Below are 22,641 nucleotides of genomic sequence, written 5' to 3' on the forward strand. Positions count from 1 at the left end.
CTCTCATTCCTGCGTCCGGCGACTGCCGGATGCTGTGTTCTTGACTGCGGTGATCAGACGGCGGTCCATGCGGATGATGCCGCAGAGCTGCGCTCGACGGCGTCGAGCACGCGCTGCACGGACAGTCCGTCCGCGAAGGTGGGGTGCGGATCCACTCCGGTGGAGATGGCCTCCACCAGATCCTTCACCTGGTGCGAGAAGCCGTGCTCGTAGCCGAGCATATGGCCGGCTGGCCACCAGCCCGACAGATACGGATGATCCGGCTCGGTGACGAGGATGCGGGTGAAGCCCTGTTCGACCGATGGCCTCGTGGCGTCGTGGAACTCGAGGACGTTCATGTCCTCGAGGTTCCAGCGCAGCGCTCCGCGGTCACCGGAGATCTCGATCTCGAGAGCGTTCTTGCGGCCGGTGGCGAAGCGGGTGGCCTCGAACGATGCGAGTGCGCCGGAGGACAGGCGTCCGGTGAACATGGCGACGTCGTCGACCGTGACCTCTCCCCGGCCTTCCGCGGCGGTGCCGCTGAGACCGCTGCCCTCGGCGAGCAGGGGTCGCTCGCGCACGAGCGTCTCGAGGATGCCGGACACCTCGGTCACCGACGTGCCGGTGACGAACTGCGTCAGGTCGATGGCGTGCGCGCCGATGTCGCCGAGCGCGCCGGACCCGGCGCGATCCTTGTCGAGCCGCCACGTCATCGGCGCCTCGGCATCGGCGAGCCAATCCTGACGATAGCTGGCGCGCACCTGACGCACCGCGCCGATGCGCCCCGCCTCGATCATGTCGCGCATCAAGGTGGCTGCGGGCACTCGTCGGTAGGTGAACCCCACCATGGCCCGTATGCCGCGTCCGGCGGCATCCCGCGCGGCTTCCGCCATCGACTGCGCCTCTGCCACCGAGTTGGCGAGGGGCTTCTCGCACAGCACATGCTTGCCCGCCGCGAGGGCGGCGATGGCGATCTCGGCATGCGTGTCGCCCGGGGTGACGATGTCGACCACATCGACGTCATCGCGCTCGATGACCTCACGCCAGTCGGCCGCATGCTGCGCCCAGCCCCACCGGTCGGCCGCGGCGGACGTCTTGTCGGCGTCCCTGCCCACGATCACCGACATGACCGGAGTGAGCGGGAGATCGAAGGCCGCCGGCGCCTGACGCCAGCCGACCGAGTGCGCGGCGCCCATGAATCCGTGACCGATCATGGCCACGCGCAGCTGTGCAGACATCATTCCTCCCCGGAATGGGCGGGGCGGACGCGCCGAAGTGCGCCCGCCCCGCAGTGTGGATCAGGACTCGAACGCGAGCTTGATGTAGTCGTCGACGTTGTCCTTGGTGACCACCGGCGCATCCAGCACGATCCGGTACGGCACGGTCGGCGTGACCAGGTCGCTGAGGGTCTTGTCCTGCGCGATGAGGCGGGCGAGCGCGATGCCGTCCGCGGCCTGGGTGGACGGGTAGATCACCGTCGCCTTGATGACACTGTCATCGGCTTCGATGCGGTCCATCATGTTCACGCTGCCCGCACCGCCGACGAGGAAGAACTCGTCACGGCCCGCAGCCTCGATCGCAGCCATGACGCCGACGCCCTGGTCGTCGTCGTGGTTCCAGATGGCATCGATCTCGGGGTTCGCCGAAAGCAGCTGGGATGCCGCGCTCTCACCGCCGGCGACCGTGAAGTCCGCGGCGACGCGGGGGCCGACCTCGAGACCGCAGCCTTCCAGCGCGTCTGCGAAGCCCTGCGAACGGTCCTGCGTGAGCGGCAGCGAGTCGATGCCGGCGATCTCGGCGACGACCGCGTCGCTCTGACCGTCCAGCTGCTCGCAGATGTACGTTCCCGCGCTCACGCCCATGCCGTAGTTGTCGCCGAGGATGGTCGCTCGGGCTGCGAACGGGCTCGAGAACTCGCGGTCGACATTGATGACGGGGATGCCGGCATCCATGGCCTTCTGAGCGACCTGGGTCAGCGCGGCGCCGTCGGTGGGCAGCAGGACGATGGCGTCGACGCCGTCGTTGATGAACTTCTCGACTGCGGCGATCTGCTGGTTCGCGTCGTTGGTGCCCTCGGCCTGAAGCAGTTCGACATCGCCGAAGCTCTCGGCGGCGTTGATGGCGCCGGTGTTGATCGCGCCGAGCCAGCCGTGGTCGGCTTCGGGACCCGACCACCCGATGGTGACGGTGTCGCCGGTCGCGGCGTTCTCCTCGCTGGTCGTTCCCTGGTTGGTCTCGGCATCGCCCTCATCACCCGAGCTGGTGCAGCCGGCCAGCAGGCCGACGGCGAAGATCGCGGCGGCGCCGGCCATCAGCGGGCGAAGGCGCCGTGAGCGCATACGGTGCATGTGTTTCCTCCTTGAATGTGATGCATCTCTGCGTCCGTCACGGCCGTCGCCTGAGCTGTACGGCGTCGCGGGCACAGGGTCAATGTAACAGAAGCGCAATCGCGACGTGCAACTTTTGTTCTCGATACGGCAAAAGCGGGCGAACCGCTAGAAATCGCGGGAAACCGTACAGCAGTGGTTCACCGGGGTCGAGCGATATTGGTGCTCGTGCGCTCGCCGACCTCGTGTTATCGTCCTCTCGTGATCAAAGATGACCGAACGTCGGCATTACTGGAGATGCGAGGGGTCGAGAAGACCTTCGGCGCTGTGCGGGCTCTGCGCGGAGTGGATCTCGAGATCCGGGCCGGCGAGGTGCACTGCCTGCTCGGCCAGAACGGCGCCGGCAAGTCCACGCTCATAAAGACCCTCGCGGGCGTGCATGCGCCCGATGCGGGCGAGGTGCGCTGGAACGGCGACGTCGTCACGATCGACAGTCCGCAGGCGGCCATCGACCTCGGAATCGCGACCATGTACCAGGAGCTCGACGTCGTCGACGATCTGACCGTGGCGGAGAACATCTTCCTGGGGCACGAGCTCGCCCGGGCCGGATTCACCCGCCGCAGCGAGACGACAGCCCAGGCGCGGGCGCTGCTGAAGCGGCTCGGTCACGAATCGCTTTCTCCCAACGCCGAGGTCGGCTCGCTGAGCGCGGCGCAGAAGCAGATCGTGAGCATGGCCAGGGCGCTGTCGCACGACATCAGACTGATCGTGATGGACGAGCCGTCGGCCGTGCTCGACTCCGAGGAGGTGAGAAACCTCTTCCACATCATCGGCGAGCTCACCGCTCAGGGGATCGCGGTGATCTACATCACGCATCGCCTCGAGGAGATCCGCGCCATCGGCGACAGGATCACCGTGCTCAAGGACGGAGCGAGCACCGCGAGCAATCTCCCCGTCGCTGACACGCCGACGCCGACGCTCATCAAGCACATGACCGGTCGCATCGTCGAGAACGTCTTCCCTGCCGCGGCGCCGATCCCCGCGGACGCGCCTGTGCTGCTCGAGGTCGACGGCCTCGCACTCGACGGCGTCTTCGAGGACGTGTCGTTCTCGGTACGCGCCGGTGAGATCATCGGACTCGCCGGCCTCGTCGGCTCGGGCAGGTCCGAGATCCTCGAAACCATCTACGGCGCCCGCCCCGCTTCCTCGGGGACGGTCCGGGTGGAGGGCAGGCCACTCCCGCGCGGCTCCGTTCCCGCCGCTGTCCGAGCGGGCCTCGGCCTCAGCCCGGAGGAGCGCAAGTCTCAAGGGCTCGTGCTCGGCGAGCCCATTTTCCGGAACATCACGATGTCCTCCTTCGCCCGCGAGGCCAAGGCGGGCTGGCTCGATGAGCGGGCCGAGCGCCGGATCGCGCGAGAGCAGATCGCAGCCATGGAACTCCGCCCGGCGGACCCCGATCTCCCCGCAGGCACGCTCTCGGGCGGCAACCAGCAGAAGATCCTGCTGTCCCGGTGGCTGGTGCACGGCAGCCGCATCCTGCTGCTGGACGAGCCCACCCGCGGCGTCGACGTCGGCGCTCGCGCCGAGATCTACGCCCTGATCCGCAATCTCGCCGCCGACGGCCATGCGATCGTCATCATCTCGAGCGAGATCGAGGAAGTCCTCGGTCTCGCCGACACCGTGCTCGTCGTCGGCGACGGGCGCGTGCTGACCACTCTTCCCGCTTCCGAGATCGATGAGCACGGCGTGCTAGACCTCGTCATGAAAGGAACCGCCGCGTGAGCGAGCAGACCCAGACCCTCGCCCCTGAACAGAAGGCGGCGACGTCGCAGATGCCGGCTTCACCGCTCAAGTCGGTGTTCTCCGGCGCTGCAGGACGCAACCTCGGCCTCGTGCTGGCGCTGCTCGCCATCGTCGCCGTCGGCATGCTCACCGCCTTCGACAACTTCTTCAACTTCGGCAATGCGCTGGTCATCCTGCGACAGGCCTCGATCATCGGCGTGATCAGTATCGGCATGACATTCGTCATCATCTCCGGCGGCATCGACCTCTCCGTCGGCGCGGTGCTGGCCCTGGCATCCGTCGTCGGCTCGCTCGCCGCGATCCAGGACATAGCCAAGTCGTCGCACTGGATCGTCACCATCGTCATCGCCCTCGCCGTCGGCGTGGGCGCGGGGCTGATCAACGGCGTCGTCATCGCCTACGGCAAGGTCGCCGCGTTCATGGCGACCCTCGCCATGCTGGTCGGCGCGCGCGGTCTCGCCGAGGTGCTCGCCAACAACCGCACATTGGTGGTGTCGGACCGCGACTTCCTCCGTGCCATGAACGTCGACCTGCTCGGAGTGGACATCCTCATCTGGATCTTCGCCCTGGTGGCGGTCGGCGGCTGGCTGCTGCTCAACCGCACAACGTTCGGGCGGCGAACCGTGGCGATCGGCGGTAACCGCGAAGCCGCGCGACTCGCGGGAATCAAGGTGAAGCAGCACACCATGTGGCTGTACGCACTCTCGGGTCTCACGGCCGGCATCGCGGCGGTCATGCTGCTCGGACGCACGAACGCCGGCACCTCGACCCACGGCAACCTGTACGAGCTCGACGCGATCGCCGCAGTCGTCGTCGGCGGCACGCTGCTGATCGGCGGCCGCGGGACGATCACCGGAACCGTGTTCGGCGTGCTGATCTTCGCGACGCTGAGCAACGTCTTCGTGCAGAACAACATGTCGTCGTCGCTGCAGGCCATCACCAAGGGTGTCATCATCGTCATCGCCGTGCTGCTGCAGCAGCGCTTCGCGGTCGGTCGCGTCAAGAAGCGCCGCACGTCGCAGCGCGGAGTGCTGGACGCCGGCGGCGTAAACTCATCGGTTCAGACGCAGGAGTGAACATCCGCTCTCGTGACGCGTCGGTGGCCACGGTTCATGAGCAGCACAGGGGAAGAATGACAGGCAATCTCAGCGCCACCGGTGTAGGTCAGCTCTTCCAGCTGCTGCGGGACGGAGTTCCGCGCACGCGCGCCGAACTCGCGAAGTCATCTGGCCTCGCCCGCTCGACCGTGGCGGCCCGCGTCGATGAGCTCATGCGCATGGGGCTCATCGCGCCGGTCGCCGACGCCGCGTCGACGGGCGGACGCCCGCCGTCGCAGTTCGCCCTCAACCCGGCCGCCAAGGTGGTCATCGCCGCCGACATCGGCGCCTCGCACACGACCGTCGCGGTGACGGATCTGGCCGGGACGATCCTCGCCCAGCGCAGCGGTCAGCTGGCGGTGTCTCTCGGCCCCGAACCGGTGCTGACCTGGATGGTCGACACGGCATCCGAGCTCGTCGCCGAGGCCGGGCTGGAGCATGACCAGATCGCCGCCGTCGGAGTGGGAGTTCCAGGGCCGGTGGAGTACTCGACCGGCAGGCCGGCCAAGCCGCCGATCATGCCAGGTTGGGACGGCTTCGACGTGCCCGGCTGGGTGCAGCAGCACCTCGAGGTGCCGGTGCTCGTCGACAACGACGTCAACATCTCAGCGCTGGGGGAGCGTGCCGCCGCCTGGCCCTCCACCGACCATCTCATCTTCGTGAAGGTCGCCACCGGGATCGGCGCAGGGATCATCTCCGACGGCAGGCTGCTGCGCGGGGCGCAGGGCATCGCCGGTGATTTCGGTCACGTGCGGGTCGCGCGTGGAGCCGACGTCCCTTGCCACTGCGGGAACACCGGCTGCCTCGAGGCGCTGGCGTCCGGTCCGGCGATCGCCCGATCGCTCAGCGCGCTCGGCATCGAGGCGAAGGACGGAAACGACGTGGTCGAGCTGGTCAAGAACGGCAGCCTCGAGGCGATTCAGGCCGTGCGGCAGGCGGGCCGCGACCTGGGTGAGGTGCTCACGGCATCCGTGAGCCTGCTCAACCCCTCGGTGATCTCGATCGGGGGCGCCATGTCCCGCGTGGGCGAACACCTCATCGCCGGGGTCCGTGAGATCGTCTACACCCGGTCGATGCCGCTCGCCACCGAGCATCTGTCGATCGTGCAGTCCGTCACGGCCGGCGAGGCGGCGGTGCGCGGCGCGAGCATGCTTGCTGTCGAGTACGCCCTTTCACCAGACATCCTTCCGCAGAGCTTCGCCCTGAACGGTTGAACGCCCCCGGCCGCTGTCTCGCAACGACCGGCGGTTGTGGTGAGATGGGTGGATGACGATCGCACTCTCCGCACCCTCCACCGACCTGTTCGACTCCTGGGCGGCGACGGTCTCGGAGTTCGGCGGAGTGCACATCGACGGCGCGGGACTCGACCTCGGCGCGTCCCCCGACCGCGAGACCTGCGCGGCGTTCGTGGCGAAGGCCGAGCTCTACGGCCGTCTCGGTGCGTCGCTGCCGGACGGCCACGTGGCGTGCGACTACTTCTGGGTCACCGAGAACGGCGAAGTGGTCGGCTTCATCGCGTTCCGGCGCGAGCTGAATGACTGGCTGCGCAACTACGGCGGTCACATCGGCTACTCCGTGCGACCGTCCCGCCGCCGGCAGGGGCTCGCACGGGCGGCGCTGAATCTTCTGCTCGACCGCGCCCGCGGCGAGGGATACGAGCGCGTCATGCTCACCTGCGACGACGACAACACCGGTTCGTATCGCACGATCGAAGGCTCTGGCGGGGTTCTGCACGACACGATCGACGCCGCCGAGGCCGGTCACCCGCGGGTGCGGCAGTACTGGATCGAGCTCTGACCCTACGCCGCGGCAGGACCTGCGGAATTCATTGAGAGAAGCCAGATCCACGAGCGGAATCGTGGCACATGTGCCGCTGGCGTAACGGATTCGCGTGAGAATGACGCAGATCACCACTGGACTCGCAGCCCGGCTTGGCCTAGTCTGGCGCCACCGAGAGCTCGCCGCGGCGAGCCTGGATCCAGTCACCGACGGAGGCATCTGGCATGCGCATTCTCATCATCGGCGCCGGCGGCGTGGGCTCGGCAGCCGCGCGGATCGCAGCACGGCGGGACTTCTTCGATGAACTCCTCATCGCCGACTACGACCCGGCGCGACCGCAGTCGCTGGTCGCCGAACTGGGTGACCGCAGGTTCGCGGCCGCGCAGGTCGACGCGTCGTCGGCGGAGTCGGTCGCCGCACTCATCCGCGAGCACGGCTCCACTCATGTGCTGAACGCGGTCGACCCGCGATTCGTGATGCCGATCTTCGACGGATGCTTCGCGGCGGGCGCGGTCTACCTCGACATGGCGATGAGCCTGTCGCAGCGGCATCCGGAGCGGCCGTACGAGCTGACCGGCGTCAAGCTCGGCGACGAGCAGTTCGCCAAGGCCGATGAGTGGGCGCGAGCTGGACTGCTGGCGCTCGTGGGCATAGGCGTCGAGCCGGGTCTGTCCGACGTGTTCGCGCGCTACGCCGAGGACGAGCTCTTCAGCGAGATCGACGAGATCGGGGTGCGCGACGGTGCGAATCTGGTCGTCGAGGAGTACGACTTCGCCCCCTCATTCTCGATCTGGACCACGATCGAGGAGTGCCTGAACCCTCCCGTGATCTACGAGAAGGACCGCGGCTGGTACACCACCGCGCCGTTCTCGGAGCCGGAGATCTTCGACTTCCCCGACGGCATCGGGCCGGTGGAGTGCGTCAATGTCGAGCACGAGGAGGTGCTGCTCATGCCGCGCTGGACCGGCGCGAAGCGGGTGACCTTCAAGTACGCACTCGGCGACGAGTTCATCGAGGTGCTGAGGGTGCTCAACAAGCTCGGTCTGGATCGCACGGAGAAGGTGGCGGTCAAGGGTGTCGAGGTCTCTCCCCGTGACGTGGTGGCCGCCGTGCTGCCCGACCCAGCCACGCTCGGCGACCGCATGACCGGCAAGACCTGCGCGGGCGTGTGGGTTCGCGGCAAAGGAAAGGACGGCGAGCCCCGTTCGACGTACCTGTACCACGTCGCCGACAACGAGCAGACGATGTCGCAGTACGATTCGCAGGCCGTCGTCTGGCAGACGGCGATCAACCCCGTGATCGCTCTGGAGCTGCTGGCGCGCGGGGCATGGGCGGGCTCAGGGGTGCTGGGGCCTGAGGCGTTCGACGCGAAGCCGTTCCTCGACCTGCTCGCAGCGGCGGCGCCTGCCGGTTACGACTCGCCGTGGGGGATGCAGGAGAAGCCGGTCTGATCCCGAGTGGCGGGATGGCGCGGGCGGCGCGGGTCTACTGTGCGACCCGTGCCGCGATGTCGCTGCGGTAGTGCCCGCCGTCCAGTCGGATTCTGCCGATCGCCTCGTAGGCGCGGGCGCGCGCATCGGCGAAGTCCGAACCGGTCGCGACGACGTTCAGCACCCGGCCGCCCGTGGCGATGAGAGCGCCGCCGGGAGCATCCGGACCAGCGGTCGCGGCATGCACGACGCGCACGCCCTCGACGGACGCCGCCTCGGCGAGGCCCTCGATCATGCGACCGGTCTGGGGCGACTCCGGATACCCCTCGCTCGCGAGCACCACGGTGATCGCGACGTCGTCGGAGAACTCCGGCTGCGGCTGGTCCTCGAGGGTGCCGGATGCGGCGGCGAACAGCAGCTCCGACAGCGGCGTGCGAAGGCGCGGCAGTACGACCTGGGTCTCGGGGTCGCCGAACCGGGCGTTGAACTCGATGACGCGCACGCCGGCGGGAGTGAGGATCAGCCCGGCGTAGAGCAGGCCGATGAACGGGGTGCCCTCCGCGTCGAGCTGACGGATCACGGGCTCGGCCACGGTGGCGGTGACCTCGGCGACGAACTCCTCCACGCTGCCGTGATCTTCGGCGAGCCAGGGGAGAGGGGAGTAGGCGCCCATGCCGCCGGTGTTCGGGCCGGCGTCGCCGTCGAGCGCGCGCTTGAAGTCCTGCGCCGGGGTGAGCGCGCGCACGGTGTCGCCGTCGCTGAGGAAGAAGAGCGACACCTCGGCTCCGGTGAGGAACTCCTCGATGAGCACCGCGCCCGAGGGCAGGTAGTGCTCCGCGTGCGCCAGTGCCTCGGCGCGATCGGAGGTGACGATCACGCCCTTGCCAGCGGCGAGTCCGTCAGCCTTGACCACGTGGGGCGCGCCGAACTCGTCGAACGCCGCTTCGACCTCGGCGAGGGATGCGGCGCGCACCGCGCGCCCTGTGGGCACGCCCGCGGCATCCATGATCCGCTTCGCGAACGTCTTCGAGCCCTCGAGCTGCGCGGCCGCCTTGCCCGGGCCGAACACCGGGATCCCCCGCTCGCGCAGGACATCCGCGACGCCCGCGACCAGGGGTGCCTCGGGGCCGACGACCACGAGATCGATGCCGTGCTCATTGGCGAAGGCCGCCACGGCGGAGCCGTCGAGCGGGTCGACCTCGACGAGGTGCGCGTCCTGGGCGATGCCGGCGTTTCCGGGGGCGGCGAAGATCTCGTGGCCGGCGGTCTCCGAGCGCAGGGAGAGGATGATCGCGTGCTCGCGCGCGCCGGAACCGAGGACCAGGATCTTCATGCCGCCAGCCTACCGGCGGCGCCCGTCAGCGTTACCCGGGTGCCGTCAGGGCTGCACCGGCCGTTCGACGGATGGATCCCAGGGGATCGTCCAGCCGGCGGCGTCGAACAGGCCGTCGAGCACCATGGCCGTGAAGCCCCACACGATGGTGCCGTCGATGTCGAACGCGGGCCCGCGGAAGTCACGCCCGGCGCGGTGCAGAGTCGATGTGTACCGGTTCTGCGGATCGAGGAGTTCGGCGACCGGCACGCGGAAGACGTCCACGGTCTCGGCGTGATCCACGGCCGCGACCCGTGACGGAGACCGCCACCAGGCGAGCACCGGCGTGACCGCGTAGCGGCTGGGCACGATGGGAAGCTCGGGAAGGGTCGCCAGGATGTCGACGCCGGACGGATCCAGACCCGTCTCCTCTTCGGCCTCGCGCAGCGCCGTGGCGACGGCATCCCGATCACCTTCGTCTCGTGCCCCGCCCGGAAACGACACCTGGCCTGCGTGCGACGAGAGCGTGGCCGACCTGCGCTGCAGCAGCACGTCGAGGTCGGCGGCGACGGGGGTCTCGCCGGTGTCCGCGGGCAGGCTGTCGAGTCGACCGAACAGCATCAGCACCGCGGCAGGTCGTGTGCCACCGATGACGGGCGCGAAGCGGCTCGGCAGGTCGTCCAGGCGACCGGCCGCTGCGAGCAGGTCGGCGCGTGCGCCCCGCATCGTCTCCGCTGTCTCCGTCATCCCGTCCGAGCCTATGCCCGCTGCGGCCCGTGCGGGCGCACCGCGTAGCCTGGATCCATGCCAGTCCGCAGGATCGACGTCGCCGACGGCCGCGCCGCGCTCGCCGCCGTCGCCGCGGGTGAGGCGTCACGGTCGTCGACGGCGACCGCCGTGCGCTACCTGCTGCAGCTTCTCGACGAGAAGGCGCCCGGGAACAGCGTCGAGGTGCGGGTGCCGCCGTTCGGAGCGGTGCAGGTGGTGCAGGGCCCGCGCCACACCCGTGGCACACCGCCTAACGTGGTCGAGACGGATGCCGCCACCTGGATCGCCCTCGCCACCGGCGAGATCACCTGGGAGGCCGCGCGCGCAGCGGGCCGGGTCTCGGCATCCGGCACCCGCGCCGACCTCTCCGATCTGCTGCCGCTGCGCCCCTGACCGGACGCCCGGCCCTCTCGAACGACCCGCTGACGGCCCGCGGGCGGCATGAAGGATCAGAAGTGCGCGTGTCCGACCCGTTGCCGAGCACTTTGATCTTTCATCGTCTGGAACCGTCGGCGCACAGGCATGGGAGAATGGGAACATGCCCCGCAACACGACGCACGAGACCACCGAGGCCCGCATCCGCCCGGTGCCCCGCTACGGCGTGTTCCTGGGCCTCGGGGTGGTGCTCGGTGTGATCGCTGCCGGCATCCTCGCGGCGATCGGCAGCTACGAGCCCTCTCAGGCCCTCGACGTCGTCTACCCGCCAGGGCAGGTGTTCGGCTTCGCCCTGCTGTGGACCGTGCCGATCGGCATGGCACTGTGCGGTGTCGTCGCACTGATCCTCGATCGCACCGCCCGCCGCCACTCACGGGTGGTCCGTGTCGACCATGAGCGGGTGCAGGACGACGAATCCTGAGCCGCGGGGCCGGCGCTCATCCCGCGAGCGTCACGCTCGCAGTCAGGCCAGTTCGGCGATCACCGGACGCATCGCGGTGTCGAAGGCGACCACATCGCGGCGCAGACCGTCTGTGACGGCCACGCTCAGTGCGCCGATCCACCAGATGCCGCGCTGGCTGAACGGCAGTACCTGCACGTTCAGTTCGAAGGAGTGAGCGCGCCGCCCCACCTCGCGTTCGAACTCGGCGATAGCGCTGGCATACGCCCGGTAGGCGCCGCCTGACGAGCTGACCGATTCGACGTACCTGCGGTGCGCGCTCTCGGCGTATTTGAGCACAGCCGGAGCATGCGGCACGATCGCGTCGCGCAGCTCCTCGGCGCCACGGGTCGGCAGCGCGACCAGCGTCTCGAAACCGTCGACGAGGTCGAGCGGCACTCCGGAGCGGTGGGCGCGGGGTTCCACCGTCATGTCCCAGTACTCGCGCCACTGGCGCTCGAGCTCGTCGTCGACCTCGACCGCATCCGGCTGCCGCACCTCGAGGCCGCGCAGCGAGGGCAGGTCGTCGGGCACGCGGATGCCGAGAAGCTGCCGCAGTGCGAGCGCGACGAGCACCGACGTGCTCGCGTCTTCGCGGATCAGCCACTGCGGCTTGTCGACCATGACTTCATCGTAGGCAGAGGATGACCACCGGGACTATCTCCGACGCGATCCGGGACTATCTCCGACGCGAGAGGAATCCGCGCCGACGTCGCCGCGCGCGAGCCGCGGGTCGCGATGCGTCGGCGAGTGCCTGCCGTGCGGCGGCGAGAGTGGAGTAGCTGCCGATCCGGCGATTGTGCCGGTCGTGCACGATGTGAGCCTGCACGTCGACGGTCACGAAGCCGGCGAACTCGCCTTCGCGGGTCGCCACGAAGACATCGTGGTCGGCCTGCTTCCAGGCGAGGTCGGATGCGGCGACGGGAGAAGAAGCCGGCGTCGGTTCGCCGGGCATGGAATCGGGCGCGCCGAAGCGCACGGAAGTGTGGGTACTGCTCATGGTTGTGCTCTTGCTGTGTGCGGCGGCATGCTGCCGCCTGGTCGATGAGCCGGTGCTGACGGACTCGCGTCGGTGCGGTCCGTCCGGAGAGGATGCTCCGGCTGAAGCGTGCGCTGTGCCGGTGAGAAGCGGCGATCATGCGCAACCACCCATACTAGCACGATCCGCCTGCCGGCCTTGCGCGGGTGCGCGCCTTGGTGTGGTCACGCCCGGCTCACGTGCAGTGCGGCTCCGGTAGGCTGGTGGGGTGGCAGACTCCCCCACCAATCCTTACGCCGCGGCCGGTGTCGACACCGCTGCAGGCGATCTGGCCGTCGAGCTGATGAAGTCGTCCGTGCGGGCGACGCACGGACCCGAAGTGCTCGGCGGGGTGGGCGGTTTCGCCGGTCTGTTCGATGCCAGCGCGCTGCTCGGCTACCGCCGCCCGCTGCTGGCCAGCAGCACCGACGGCGTCGGCACCAAGGTCGCCATCGCGCAGGCGATCGACAAGCACGACACGATCGGTCAGGACCTCGTCGGCATGGTCGTCGACGACATCGTCGTGGTGGGTGCCAGGCCGCTCTTCATGACCGACTACATCGCCTGCGGCAAGGTCGTGCCCGAGCGCATCGCCGACATTGTGCGCGGCATCGCCGACGCGTGTGCCGCGACCGGCACGGCGCTGGTGGGTGGTGAGACGGCCGAGCACCCGGGTCTGCTCGGCCCGCGAGACTACGACGTCGCGGGAGCGGCGACCGGCGTGGTCGAGGCGGATGCGGTGCTCGGCGCGGAGCGTGTGCAGGACGGCGATGCCGTGATCGCACTGGCCTCCAGCGGCCTGCACTCCAACGGCTACTCGCTCGTGCGGCACATCGTCGCGAACGCGGGGATCGGCTACGGCGACAACGCGGCAGACCTCGGCGGCACCTGGGGTGAGGCGCTGCTCGAGCCGACGCGGCTGTACACGACGCCGCTGCTGCGGCTGCTCGACGCGGTGCCCGAGGGCATCCACTCGCTCAGCCACGTCACAGGCGGCGGCATCGCCGCCAACCTCGCCCGCGTGCTGCCGCAGGGCAGCTGGGCCGAGGTCGACCGCTCCACGTGGTCGCCCAGCCCGGTGTTCCGCGTTCTCGCGGACGTCTCGAGCACCGCGCTCACCGACACCGAGGGCACGTGGAACCTCGGCATCGGATTCCTCGCGGTCGTCGCCGACGCCCAGAAGGATGCCGCGATCGCGGCGATCCGCGCCGAGGGCATCGACGCCTGGCAGGTCGGCACCGTGCACATCGGCCAGCGTCCCGCCGGGGACTTCGAAGTGGGCGCCAAGGGCGTCGACGGCGGCGCGGTGCGCCTCGTCGGCACCTACGCCTGAGTCATTCAGACAGAACGGATCAGATAACAACCCATGTGCGGCATCGTCGGAATGGTGGCTGGCGGCCCCGTCAACCAGGACATCTACGACGCGCTCCTGCTCCTGCAGCACCGCGGTCAGGATGCCACGGGAATCGCGACGGCCGAGCCGGGCGGCGTCATGCACCTCGCCAAGGCCGAGGGGATGGTGCGCGAGGCGTTCCGCACCCGCGACATGCGCTCGCTGCTGGGGAACATCGGCCTCGGACATGTGCGCTATGCCACGAAGGGCACAGCCTCCAGCGAGGAGGAGATGCAGCCGTTCTACGTGAACGCGCCGTACGGCATCGTGCTCATCCACAACGGCAACCTCACCAACACGCGTGAGCTGACCGCCGACATGGCCCAGCGCGATCGCCGGCACCTGAACTCCTCCAGCGACACCGAGCTGCTGCTGAACGTGCTCGCGCACGAGCTGCAGACCTCCACCTCATCGGTCGACCTCGACCCTGACCGCATCTTCGAAGCGGTGTCGCGCACCCACAGGCGCATCGAGGGCGCCTACGCCGTGATCTCGATCATCGCCGGATACGGTCTGCTGGCGTTCCGCGACCCCTTCGGCATCCGCCCGCTGATCCTCGGACGCCGCCCGTCCGCCGCCCCCGGCGACGCCGACGAGTGGGTGGTCACCAGTGAGTCGCTCGTGCTCGAGAACGCCGACTACGAGATCGTTCGTGAGGTCGAGCCGGGTGAAGCCGTGTTCATCACGAACGACGGCGAGCTGTTCACCCGTCAGTGCGCCGAGAAGACGCAGCTGACGCCGTGCGCGTTCGAGTACGTCTATCTCGCCCGTCCGGACTCCGTGATGAACGGCGTCTCGGTGTACGAGTCGCGCCTGCGGATGGGCGACAAGCTCGCCGACACGATCGCCAAGCACGTGCCGCTCGACGAGATCGACGTCGTCATGCCGATCCCGGACTCGTCGCGGCCGTCGGCGATGGAGGTCGCCCGCAAGCTCGGCAAGGAGTACCGCGAGGGGTTCTACAAGAACCGCTACGTCGGCCGCACCTTCATCATGCCCGGCCAGGCGGTGCGCAAGAAGAGCGTGCGGCAGAAGCTCAATGCGATGTCGGCGGAGTTCAAGGGCAAGAACGTGCTGCTGATCGACGACTCGATCGTGCGTGGCACGACCAGCAAGCAGATCATCCAGATGGCACGGGATGCCGGCGCGAAGTCGGTCATCTTCGCATCGGCCGCCCCGCCCGTGCGGCATCCGCACGTGTACGGCATCAACATGCCGTCCCGCGCGGAGCTGATCGCCCACGACCGCACCATCCCTGAGATCGCCGAGGAGCTCGGCTGCGACCGCATCGTGTACCAGGAGGTCGACGACCTCAAGGCCGCGATCATCGAGGGCTCGGAGCTGACCGATCTCGACATGAGCTGCTTCGACGGGCGCTACATCACCGGCACCGTGACCGACGAGTACCTCGACTGGGTCGAGAGGTCGCAGTCGTCGTGACGTCGGGCGCGCGACCGCTGTGGCGCGGACGGGCGCTCGCAGTACTCGGCATCCTGCTGTGCGCGTTCTCGCTGCGCTCGGCCGTCGCATCGCTGTCGCCGCTGATCGATCGCGTCGCCGCCGACTTCCCGCTGTCATCGGCCGTGGCCGGGCTGATCGGCACGCTGCCTCCGGTGTGCTTCGCGGTGTTCGGACTGCTCACCCCGACCCTCGAGCGGCGGCTCGGTCTGGAGCGGCTCACCATCGTGGCGCTCACCGCGATCGCGGCCGGCCTGCTGCTGCGCGGGCTCGTGGGCGAGTCGACAGGACTGCTGCTTGCCACGGCGCTCGTGTTCGCCGGGGTCGGCATGGGCAACATCCTCCTGCCTCCGTTGGTCAAGCAGTACTTCCCCGACCGCATCGGCGTCATGATGACGGTGTACACGACCGCGATGGCGATCTCGACGTTCGTGCCGCCGCTGCTCGCGGTTCCGATGGCGGATGCCGCGGGCTGGCGCTTCTCGCTCTCCGTGTGGGCGGTGTTCGCCGTCGCCGGACTCATCCCGTGGCTGCTGATGGTCGCGCGCTCGGTTCCGTCCCGGTCGTCGATCGAGGACGCACGGGAGCACCGGGACGGAACGTCCCAGCGCGATGCCGGCGACCTGACCCACGCCGCATCCGACTCGCCCGACCTCGCCGTCACCGGTCCGATCGCCACCGCACCCGCGAACCGGCGTCTGTTCGCGCGGCTTGCGCGCATCCCGCTGGTGTGGGCGCTGTCGATCACGTTCGGCACGTCGTCGACCATGGCGTACGTCGCGTTCGCGTGGCTTCCCGCGATCATGATCGACGTCGCGGGCGTCGACGCGGCCGTCGCCGGGTTGCTGCTGTCGCTGTTCGGGTTCATCGGCCTGCCGGCGTCGCTGCTCGTGCCGGTTCTGGTGGTGCGATACCAGGCGACGCGGCCGCTGTTCCTGGTCGGCGCCCTCGGTGGGGTGGCGGGAGTGATCGGGCTGCTCCTCGCCCCGCTTCCCAGTCTGATCTGGCTGTGGGTCGTGCTGTTCGGCCTGGTCGGGGTGCTCTTCCCGCTGTCGCTCGTGCTGATCAGCATCCGCTCCCGCACCGCCGAGAGCGCGGTGCTGCTGTCGAGCTTCGTGCAGAGCGCGGGCTACATGGTGGCCGCGGTCTTCCCCGTGCTGTTCGGTGTGCTGCACGACGCCACCGGCGGATGGACCGTGCCGCTTCTGGTCATCGCCGCGGTGCTGCTCGCCGCGATCCCCACCGGCATGATGGCGGGGCGCCGTCGCACGATCGAGGACGAGTGGGAGCGCCGGCACGGGCGCTGGTGAGCACCGCGCAGCAGCACAGACAACCCGTCACGGTTGCGGCAGGCCGAGAGTCTCGCATCCTGTCGAACCCTCGGCCGGGAACACGCCGAGCCGCCCGTCGGCGAGCACGCAGGTGAACAGCGTCGGTGCCTCGGCACCGCCCTGGGGAGCATCCGAGCCGAGCAGTCCGATCTGCCACACGACCTCGCACTGCGCCTCGGCGAAGGCCACGCGCGAGGCCATGCTCGGCAGCGCCGCGACCGTTCCGTCCATCGGGGCCGCTCCGACCTCGGCGGCATCGGACTGCGCGGAGGCCGCCTCGTAGCAGACCGACACCGTCTTGGCCGTGTCGTTCGCCTGTGCCACCGCCAACGCTCCGCCGGTCACCGCCACGCAGGCGAGCAGACCGCCCGCGGCCGTCACGAGCCGCTTACGTCGTCGCCGCCTGGCGTCGTCCGCGAGGATCCTGCGCTGGATCTCCGCCAGGAGCCGGTCGACAGTATGCTCCGTCATCAGTTCAGCCATTCGCGTTCCCCCTCAGTGTCGCGACGGCAGCGCGGGACCACTCCCGCTGACGAACAAGAAGTGTACGCAGTCCGCGGCGCTTCCGGCTACGGGTGAGGCGGACAGCCTGACGGTACGTGCGGTCCTCGACCAGGCAGAGCTCGACGATCCGCTGCTCTCGCTCGGTGAGCTTCGCCAACGCCACGCGCAGCGCGCCGGATCGGCCGTCGAGGGCTCGACGGGGATCAGACGTCACGGGGGCGGATTCCCGCTCGCGCACACGCGCGGACTCGAGAGCGGCGTTCCTGGCCGTGGCCAGCATCCACGGCAGCGCAGATTCTTCCGGCATCCGTCGTGGCGTGAGCTCCGACCAGGCGCGCACGAACACTCGCATGAACACGTCCTCGGCCACGGCGGCGTCGGCGACCGTCGTCGAGATGTAGTCGTGCAGGGCGTCCGCGTGTCGACGGAGCAACACGACGAGGGCATCCGAACCGGGGTCGCGCAAAGACGCGACGAGATGCTGGTCGGATGCCGGCGTACGGGCGCTCGCCGGATGCTCCATGCGACCATTGTGGCGCGTCCGCACGCCGCGCGCACGGCAGCCGCTTCGTCTAGCATGCCGAGTACCAGTCCTCCGCCCGGCTCTCCACCCGGCGTCCGTCGGTGCGGAGTCGCGATGTGAGGAGAAGAACATGATCCGGAACCTGGCGCGTCGTCTGCTGCTTCCCGCTGCCCTGGGCGCACTGCTGGCCACGGGGGCGGCCGCTCCGGCTGCGGCATCCGGGCTTGGAGACGGTGGTCTCAGCGCCGACCTGACCGCAAGCCACGGCGAGGGCGACCACTGCTCGGTGAACATCGACACGGGCGTGCGGGTGTGCGCCGCCACCGCGTCGGAGCTCGCGGATGCCGTCTACGAAGCGACGGGCGAAGTGCTCGTCTACGGCACGGCGAGCAGGACGGGCTCCACCACCGACGCCCGCATGGCTGCGGCGGCCGCCACGTACGCGCTCGGCACCATCTACTCGTACCCGAACTACGGTGGGCGCTCCTACACCGCGACATCGAGCTATTCCTGCACGCAGGGACTCGCGTTCACGTTCTCGGATCTCGGCGCGATCGGCTGGAACGATGACATCGACTCGTTCAAGAGCTACTCCGGCTGCAAGACGAAGCTGTGGGAGCACCCCGGGTTCTCGGGTGCGACCTACGGCTACTACAGCTATGACAGCGATCTGGGCTCGTGGCGCAACCGTGCCTCGGCGATCCGCTGGGACTGAGCCTGCAGCGGCAATCGGCGACAACGACGACACCCTGGTCGACGGAGCGGATGCTCGTCGACCAGGGTGTCGATGCGGATGCGAGGCGGATCAGGCTCGTTCGAGCTCGTCCTCGTCCTCATCCTCGTACTGATCGGCCCACTTGTCGACGTACTGGTCGCCGTCGGTGTCGGGGTGCCCGAGCTCGCGCTCAAGTGCCGAATAGTTCACCTCAGGACTGTACGCCTTGAGTTCGCGAGCGATCTTGGTGTGCTTCGCCTTCTGACGGCCACGGCCCATGCGCGAGACCCCCTTTTACGAGTTCAGCAGCGGGCTGTGCGAAGCCCGATGACATTCACGGCACCGGCTCGAGGCCGGTAAGAGTAGCATTCAGGATACCATGCACGCCAGGACCTGAGGCCGCGCGAGCGGCCGGTGAGGGGGAACGATCACCATGACGGATTCCACGCCCGCGGCAGCCGACGAAGCCGCGCAGAACGCCGAGCTCCAGAAGGCCGTGATCGTCGGCATGCAGCCCGGTCAACCCGGTCACGTGCTCGACGAGGCCGTGCGCTTCGCGAGGCTGCTGAGCGCACCGCTCGTCGTCGTGCACGTCGACGTCACGCGTTTCGTCACGTACGAGGATCCGGACGGATACGTGCATTCCGCTCCCATCGACCTGAACCTCGACGCGGGCGTGGCGGAGTTCGAGGAGGTGCAGCGCGAAGCATCCGCGGCCCTGGATCGGGCGGGCATCACCTGGACCGCCCGCCAGCTCGTCGGAGATCCGGCGCTGGCGATCAAGCAGCTCGCGAACAAGCTCGATGCGCAGCTGATCGTGATCGGCACTCGCAAGCGCGGGATCGGAGAGTCGATCAGGGAGTTCTTCACGGGTTCGGTGGCGGCGCGCCTCGCCCACCGGCAGCACCGCTCGATCCTCGTGGTGCCCCAGGGCGAGCAGGTCCCCGACGATCAGAAGGACATCTGGACCGAATAGCGCGGTGAACACACGCGAAGTGCCGGCGTCGATCGACGCCGGCACTTCGCCGCAGGTGGAGCCTGTGTTCAGCCCTCCAGCTTCGAGAGCGCCTGGATGACGCCGCGGGCGGCGGCTTCCATGGCGTTCTCGAGCTCCGCGACGACGGAAGTCGGCAGCGAGCCGCCGCGCGCGACATGCGTCCGCAGGTCGGTTCGCACCTGCGCACGGAATGCCGTGATCGCAGCATCCGCCCGCTGCAGGTTCTCACGGCTTCCCACGCGCTCATCGCGCATGCCCTCGGAGTGCGCCCGTGCTTTCGCGGACTTCTTCTCCTCGTGCGCCGCGGTCGCGAGATCGGCACGCAGACTGCGCATGGCCTCCTGCACGCTCTGGCGAACCTCGTTCGCGATCAGGCGCACCGAGTCGGCGAGGCCCTCCTCGATGCCGGCCAGATCGGCCTCTCGTCCCGCGAGCTCGGCGCGGCCCGCATCGGTGATGGAGTAGATCGTGGTGCGGCCGTCGACGGTCTTGCTCACCAGACCCTCCTCCTCGAGCTTCGCAAGCCGAGGGTAGATGGTTCCGGCGCTGGGGGTGTACGTGCCTCCCGTGCGGTCGGTGAGCGCCTGGATGATGCCGTAGCCGTGCTGGGGTGCTTCGGCCAGCAGCGAAAGCAGATACAGGCGCAGGTCGCCATGGGAGAAGACCGCGGGGCTCATGATTCCCACTCCGCGTCGTCGGCGGCGGAGACCTGCGGGCGGCGCAGCACGGTGATGCCGCCGGAGACGGAGTTCGCGCGCACGTCGACGAAGCTGCCGGCCAGCTCGCCGGTCTGACCGGTGTAGTTGCTTGGGCCGCCGCTGGAGCGCTCGACGCCGTCGACCAGCAGCTTGCCGCTCATGCTGCGCAGCACGTAGTTGGCGGCGAGTGTCTCGTCCAGTCGGATGGTCGAGGAGCCGGCGACGGTGTTGAGGTTGATCGTGTTCGCATCGCCTGCAGCGTCGACGAGCATCGCGCCCGAGACGGTGTCGATCGTCGCCTTGCGCAGCGAGCCGGTCACCGCGACGTCGCCGGAGACGCTGTTCGCGCTCACCGAGCCGACGAGGTTGCGGATCTGCACGTCGCCCGAGACGGAGTTGACGGACAGATCTCCGGAGACGGTGTCCACCATGATCTCGCCTGACACGGTGTTCAGGCGCACGTCGTTGCGGATGCCGGAGACGAGGGCGCCCGCGCTGACCACTCCGAGGGTGAGGGCGATGCCGCGCGGGACGGCGATGCTCAGCTCGGCCTTGGGGCCCCCGGTGCCGAAGTTGCGGAACACTTCGAGGAAGTTGTCCCAGCCGATCTGAGGATGGTCGATCTCGACCTGGCTGCCGTCGGACTCGATGCGCAGGTCCTTGGTGGTGACGCCGTGCACCTCGATGCGGATGCCGGGTTCGTCGTGGGCGACGATGTCGACCTGTCCGCCCACGAGCCCGACCTTGAGGCGCGATGCCGAGGCGATGTCGATCACGCGTTCCTCGCCGGGGGCGATGAGCCACTTCTCGGTCATGTCGTTTCTTCTCTCCTGTCGAGGCGATATCAAGATATATCGCGTGTTAGGAGAATAACACGATATATCTCGAGTATGTCAAGAGTCGGTTCGCAATCTCGCAGAAAATTGAAGAGGCTCCGGCGAATGGATCGCCGGAGCCTCTTCAGAAATGGGTGCTGTCAGGGCAGGGGAAGGTCCTCGTACTCGCCTTCCAGCGCGCGGGTGTTGTTGGTGGGGTCGGGGTCGTCTCCACCGGGGGCGATGGCCGTGGCGATCATCGTGGCGTAGTCGTCATGGAACTCTCGCCCGTTCGTCTCGAACTCCAGCCCGATGACGGTCCAGTCGGTCGTGACGGGAACGGGAACCGTGAACGTCGCAGTGCTGCGGATGCCGTCGCTCACGATGTCGCCGACCATCGCAAGCGGGGTGTCGTCCGCGTCCAAGAATGCGGACGGCCCGAAATGGAAGCGGTTGTCGTACTTGATGCTGATCGTCGTGCCTGCAGGAACGGTGCCCGCCGTCGTGAACATGCTGAATCGCGATGGCAGTGACACGTTCAGGCGGCGGGTGCCGGCTGCGTTGTCGATGGAATACCCGTCGCCGGCAAGAAGCCAGAACTGCAGATCCACCGCGGTGCTGGCCGCCGCCAGCGGTGTTGCGACCGCCGCGGCGATCACCGGCACGCTCCACGCTCCGACCTTGAGTACTGTGCGGCGCGAAGCGCTCTGGATGTTGTCCATATGGTTCCCCCTCGACTCAGACGGGTCCAGACTAACCGGAACCGCGTCACCCCTGCTTGACCTTTACGCAACGTCAACTTCTAGCGTGGGATCATCGACGGAACGCAAGAGGCAGGAGGAGCGCCATGGACTGGTCGATCCAGGAGATCGCCCGGCTCGCCGGCACCACCAGCAGGACGCTGCGTCACTATGACGACATCGGCCTGCTCGCGCCCACTCGCGTCGCTCACAACGGATACCGGCACTACGACGAGGCCGCGCTCGTGCGCCTGCAGCGCATCCTGCTGCTGCGCGAGCTCGGGCTCGGGCTGCCGCAGATCGCCGATGTGATTGACCGTGAGCGCAGCGAAGCATCCGCCCTCGAGTCGCACCTCGCCTGGTTGCGCCAGGAGCAGGATCGGCTCTCGCGGCAGATCGCGTCCGTCGAGTCCACCATCACCGCATTGAAAGGAGGGGAACACCTCATGGCAGAGAACATGTTCGACGGCTTCGACCACACCCAGTACAAGGACGAGGTCGAGCAGCGCTGGGGCAAGAAGGCCTACGCCGACAGCGACCGCTGGTGGCGGGGCATGAGCGATGACGAACGCGCCGCCTGGCAGCAGCGTGTCTCGGATCTCGGCAGGGACTGGATCGCCGCCGCGGAAAGCGGCATCGACCCGGCATCCGACGAGGCTCAGGACATCGCCCGTCGGCACGTCGAGTGGCTGACCGGCATCCCGGGCACGCCCGCCGCCGTACCGGGCGGCGACGTGAAGGCGTACGTCATCGGTCTCGGTGAGATGTACGTCGCCGACCCGCGTTTCGGGGCGAACTACGCCACGAGCAGGGGCGGCACGGCCGGCGCCGAGTTCGTGCGTGACGCATTGCGCGTGTACGCCGAGGCCAACCTGTAGGCCGCCTGACCCGGCGCCTGACTCGAAGGGGATCGCCCGGAATGCAGGATGCTTTCGCAGCATCCGCCCTGCATTCCGGGCGATCTCCTGCATTCCGGGTGGGTGAGGCGGCGGGCGGCACTCCCGAGTTGTGGTGGCGGATCGATCGAGCTATCCTGCTAATCGTTTAACAGTACTAATCGATTAACCAATCCGATTCCCG

Annotated in this window: 25 protein-coding genes; 13 read left to right on the forward strand and 12 right to left on the reverse strand. The window is 68.5% G+C overall.

Annotated elements, in window-relative coordinates:
• Window positions 1-53 precede the first annotated feature (53 nt).
• Window positions 54-1,217: a Gfo/Idh/MocA family protein gene (locus RIN43_RS10495; RefSeq protein WP_375163735.1), complete on the reverse strand. Its 1,164-nt coding sequence runs from the start codon at window positions 1,215-1,217 to the stop codon at window positions 54-56.
• Between the two features lie 60 nt (window positions 1,218-1,277).
• Window positions 1,278-2,318, reverse strand: coding sequence for a substrate-binding domain-containing protein (locus RIN43_RS10500; protein ID WP_309128942.1), 1,041 nt, complete (start codon window positions 2,316-2,318; stop codon window positions 1,278-1,280).
• Between the two features lie 285 nt (window positions 2,319-2,603).
• Between RIN43_RS10500 and RIN43_RS10505 the strand changes: the two genes are divergently transcribed.
• The 5 genes from RIN43_RS10505 (at window position 2,604) to RIN43_RS10525 (ending at window position 8,436) form a co-directional block, all read left to right on the forward strand.
• Window positions 2,604-4,088: a sugar ABC transporter ATP-binding protein gene (locus RIN43_RS10505; protein ID WP_309128943.1), complete on the forward strand. Its 1,485-nt coding sequence runs from the start codon at window positions 2,604-2,606 to the stop codon at window positions 4,086-4,088.
• Window positions 4,085-5,185, forward strand: a complete 1,101-nt coding sequence (locus RIN43_RS10510; protein ID WP_375163736.1) for an ABC transporter permease — start codon at window positions 4,085-4,087, stop codon at window positions 5,183-5,185. Before RIN43_RS10505 ends, RIN43_RS10510 begins: the two co-directional genes overlap by 4 nt.
• Before the next feature lie 56 nt (window positions 5,186-5,241).
• Window positions 5,242-6,420, forward strand: a complete 1,179-nt coding sequence (locus RIN43_RS10515) for an ROK family transcriptional regulator (RefSeq protein ID WP_309128865.1) — start codon at window positions 5,242-5,244, stop codon at window positions 6,418-6,420.
• A gap of 52 nt (window positions 6,421-6,472) precedes the next feature.
• Entirely contained in the window at window positions 6,473-7,003 is a 531-nt protein-coding gene (locus tag RIN43_RS10520; RefSeq protein ID WP_309128866.1) for a GNAT family N-acetyltransferase, read from the forward strand.
• Window positions 7,004-7,209: 206 nt separating this feature from the next.
• Window positions 7,210-8,436: a saccharopine dehydrogenase C-terminal domain-containing protein gene (locus RIN43_RS10525; protein ID WP_309128867.1), complete on the forward strand. Its 1,227-nt coding sequence runs from the start codon at window positions 7,210-7,212 to the stop codon at window positions 8,434-8,436.
• 34 nt (window positions 8,437-8,470) lie between these two features.
• Here RIN43_RS10525 and purD read toward each other — a convergent pair whose 3' ends face one another.
• Both purD and RIN43_RS10535 read right to left on the reverse strand, forming a co-directional pair.
• Window positions 8,471-9,748, reverse strand: coding sequence for a phosphoribosylamine--glycine ligase (gene purD / locus RIN43_RS10530; protein WP_309128868.1), 1,278 nt, complete (start codon window positions 9,746-9,748; stop codon window positions 8,471-8,473).
• A gap of 45 nt (window positions 9,749-9,793) precedes the next feature.
• Entirely contained in the window at window positions 9,794-10,474 is a 681-nt protein-coding gene (locus tag RIN43_RS10535) for a CoA pyrophosphatase (protein WP_309128869.1), read from the reverse strand.
• Between the two features lie 57 nt (window positions 10,475-10,531).
• On the opposite strand from RIN43_RS10535, the gene RIN43_RS10540 reads away from it, so the two are divergent.
• Window positions 10,532-10,888, forward strand: a complete 357-nt coding sequence (locus RIN43_RS10540; RefSeq protein ID WP_309128870.1) for a sterol carrier family protein — start codon at window positions 10,532-10,534, stop codon at window positions 10,886-10,888.
• A gap of 145 nt (window positions 10,889-11,033) precedes the next feature.
• Window positions 11,034-11,351, forward strand: coding sequence for a potassium transporter Trk (locus tag RIN43_RS10545; protein ID WP_309128871.1), 318 nt, complete (start codon window positions 11,034-11,036; stop codon window positions 11,349-11,351).
• A gap of 42 nt (window positions 11,352-11,393) precedes the next feature.
• Here RIN43_RS10545 and RIN43_RS10550 read toward each other — a convergent pair whose 3' ends face one another.
• Window positions 11,394-11,993, reverse strand: coding sequence for a zinc-binding alcohol dehydrogenase (locus tag RIN43_RS10550; RefSeq protein WP_309128872.1), 600 nt, complete (start codon window positions 11,991-11,993; stop codon window positions 11,394-11,396).
• A 55-nt stretch (window positions 11,994-12,048) separates the two neighbouring features.
• Complete coding sequence (locus RIN43_RS10555; RefSeq protein WP_309128873.1) at window positions 12,049-12,369, reverse strand: hypothetical protein; 321 nt, start codon at window positions 12,367-12,369, stop codon at window positions 12,049-12,051.
• Window positions 12,370-12,616: 247 nt separating this feature from the next.
• Between RIN43_RS10555 and purM the strand changes: the two genes are divergently transcribed.
• Genes purM through RIN43_RS10570 form a run of 3 tightly spaced genes read left to right on the forward strand, consistent with a single transcriptional unit; the run spans window position 12,617 to window position 16,548 of the window.
• Window positions 12,617-13,720 (forward strand): phosphoribosylformylglycinamidine cyclo-ligase, encoded by a 1,104-nt coding sequence (gene purM / locus RIN43_RS10560; protein WP_309128874.1) that lies wholly within the window; start codon window positions 12,617-12,619, stop codon window positions 13,718-13,720.
• A gap of 33 nt (window positions 13,721-13,753) precedes the next feature.
• Entirely contained in the window at window positions 13,754-15,220 is a 1,467-nt protein-coding gene (gene purF, locus RIN43_RS10565) for an amidophosphoribosyltransferase (protein ID WP_309128875.1), read from the forward strand.
• The gene (locus RIN43_RS10570) at window positions 15,217-16,548 is read left to right on the forward strand and encodes an MFS transporter (protein WP_309128876.1); all 1,332 of its coding nucleotides are present in this window, start codon (window positions 15,217-15,219) and stop codon (window positions 16,546-16,548) included. The genes purF and RIN43_RS10570 overlap by 4 nt, the downstream gene beginning before the upstream one ends.
• 27 nt (window positions 16,549-16,575) lie before the next feature.
• On the opposite strand, the gene RIN43_RS10575 is transcribed toward RIN43_RS10570, so the two are convergent.
• Complete coding sequence (locus RIN43_RS10575; RefSeq protein ID WP_309128877.1) at window positions 16,576-17,040, reverse strand: hypothetical protein; 465 nt, start codon at window positions 17,038-17,040, stop codon at window positions 16,576-16,578.
• 4 nt (window positions 17,041-17,044) lie between these two features.
• Window positions 17,045-17,596 (reverse strand): sigma-70 family RNA polymerase sigma factor, encoded by a 552-nt coding sequence (locus tag RIN43_RS10580; protein WP_309128878.1) that lies wholly within the window; start codon window positions 17,594-17,596, stop codon window positions 17,045-17,047.
• Between the two features lie 130 nt (window positions 17,597-17,726).
• Here RIN43_RS10580 and RIN43_RS10585 point away from each other — a divergent pair, with 130 nt between their 5' ends.
• Window positions 17,727-18,311 carry a hypothetical protein gene (locus tag RIN43_RS10585; RefSeq protein ID WP_309128879.1) on the forward strand — a complete coding sequence of 195 codons (585 nt, stop codon included), beginning with the start codon at window positions 17,727-17,729 and terminating at the stop codon, window positions 18,309-18,311.
• Window positions 18,312-18,401: 90 nt separating this feature from the next.
• Here RIN43_RS10585 and RIN43_RS10590 read toward each other — a convergent pair whose 3' ends face one another.
• On the reverse strand, window positions 18,402-18,590 hold the full coding sequence (locus RIN43_RS10590) for a DUF3073 domain-containing protein (protein WP_309128880.1): 189 nt from the start codon (window positions 18,588-18,590) through the stop codon (window positions 18,402-18,404).
• 154 nt (window positions 18,591-18,744) lie between these two features.
• On the opposite strand from RIN43_RS10590, the gene RIN43_RS10595 reads away from it, so the two are divergent.
• Entirely contained in the window at window positions 18,745-19,287 is a 543-nt protein-coding gene (locus RIN43_RS10595) for a universal stress protein (RefSeq protein WP_309128881.1), read from the forward strand.
• 68 nt (window positions 19,288-19,355) lie between these two features.
• Here the strand turns inward: RIN43_RS10595 and RIN43_RS10600 are convergent, their stop codons facing one another.
• The 3 genes from RIN43_RS10600 to RIN43_RS10610 form a co-directional block, all read right to left on the reverse strand.
• Window positions 19,356-19,985 (reverse strand): helix-turn-helix transcriptional regulator, encoded by a 630-nt coding sequence (locus RIN43_RS10600; RefSeq protein ID WP_309128882.1) that lies wholly within the window; start codon window positions 19,983-19,985, stop codon window positions 19,356-19,358.
• Window positions 19,982-20,821, reverse strand: a complete 840-nt coding sequence (locus RIN43_RS10605) for a DUF4097 family beta strand repeat-containing protein (RefSeq protein ID WP_309128883.1) — start codon at window positions 20,819-20,821, stop codon at window positions 19,982-19,984. The genes RIN43_RS10600 and RIN43_RS10605 overlap by 4 nt, the downstream gene beginning before the upstream one ends.
• Window positions 20,822-20,982: 161 nt before the next feature.
• Window positions 20,983-21,543, reverse strand: coding sequence for a hypothetical protein (locus tag RIN43_RS10610; protein ID WP_309128884.1), 561 nt, complete (start codon window positions 21,541-21,543; stop codon window positions 20,983-20,985).
• Between the two features lie 125 nt (window positions 21,544-21,668).
• Here RIN43_RS10610 and RIN43_RS10615 point away from each other — a divergent pair, with 125 nt between their 5' ends.
• Entirely contained in the window at window positions 21,669-22,439 is a 771-nt protein-coding gene (locus RIN43_RS10615; RefSeq protein ID WP_309128885.1) for a MerR family transcriptional regulator, read from the forward strand.
• Window positions 22,440-22,641: the final 202 nt, after the last annotated feature.

The organism is Microbacterium sp. (assembly GCF_031178445.1).
Taxonomy (GTDB): domain Bacteria; phylum Actinomycetota; class Actinomycetes; order Actinomycetales; family Microbacteriaceae; genus Microbacterium.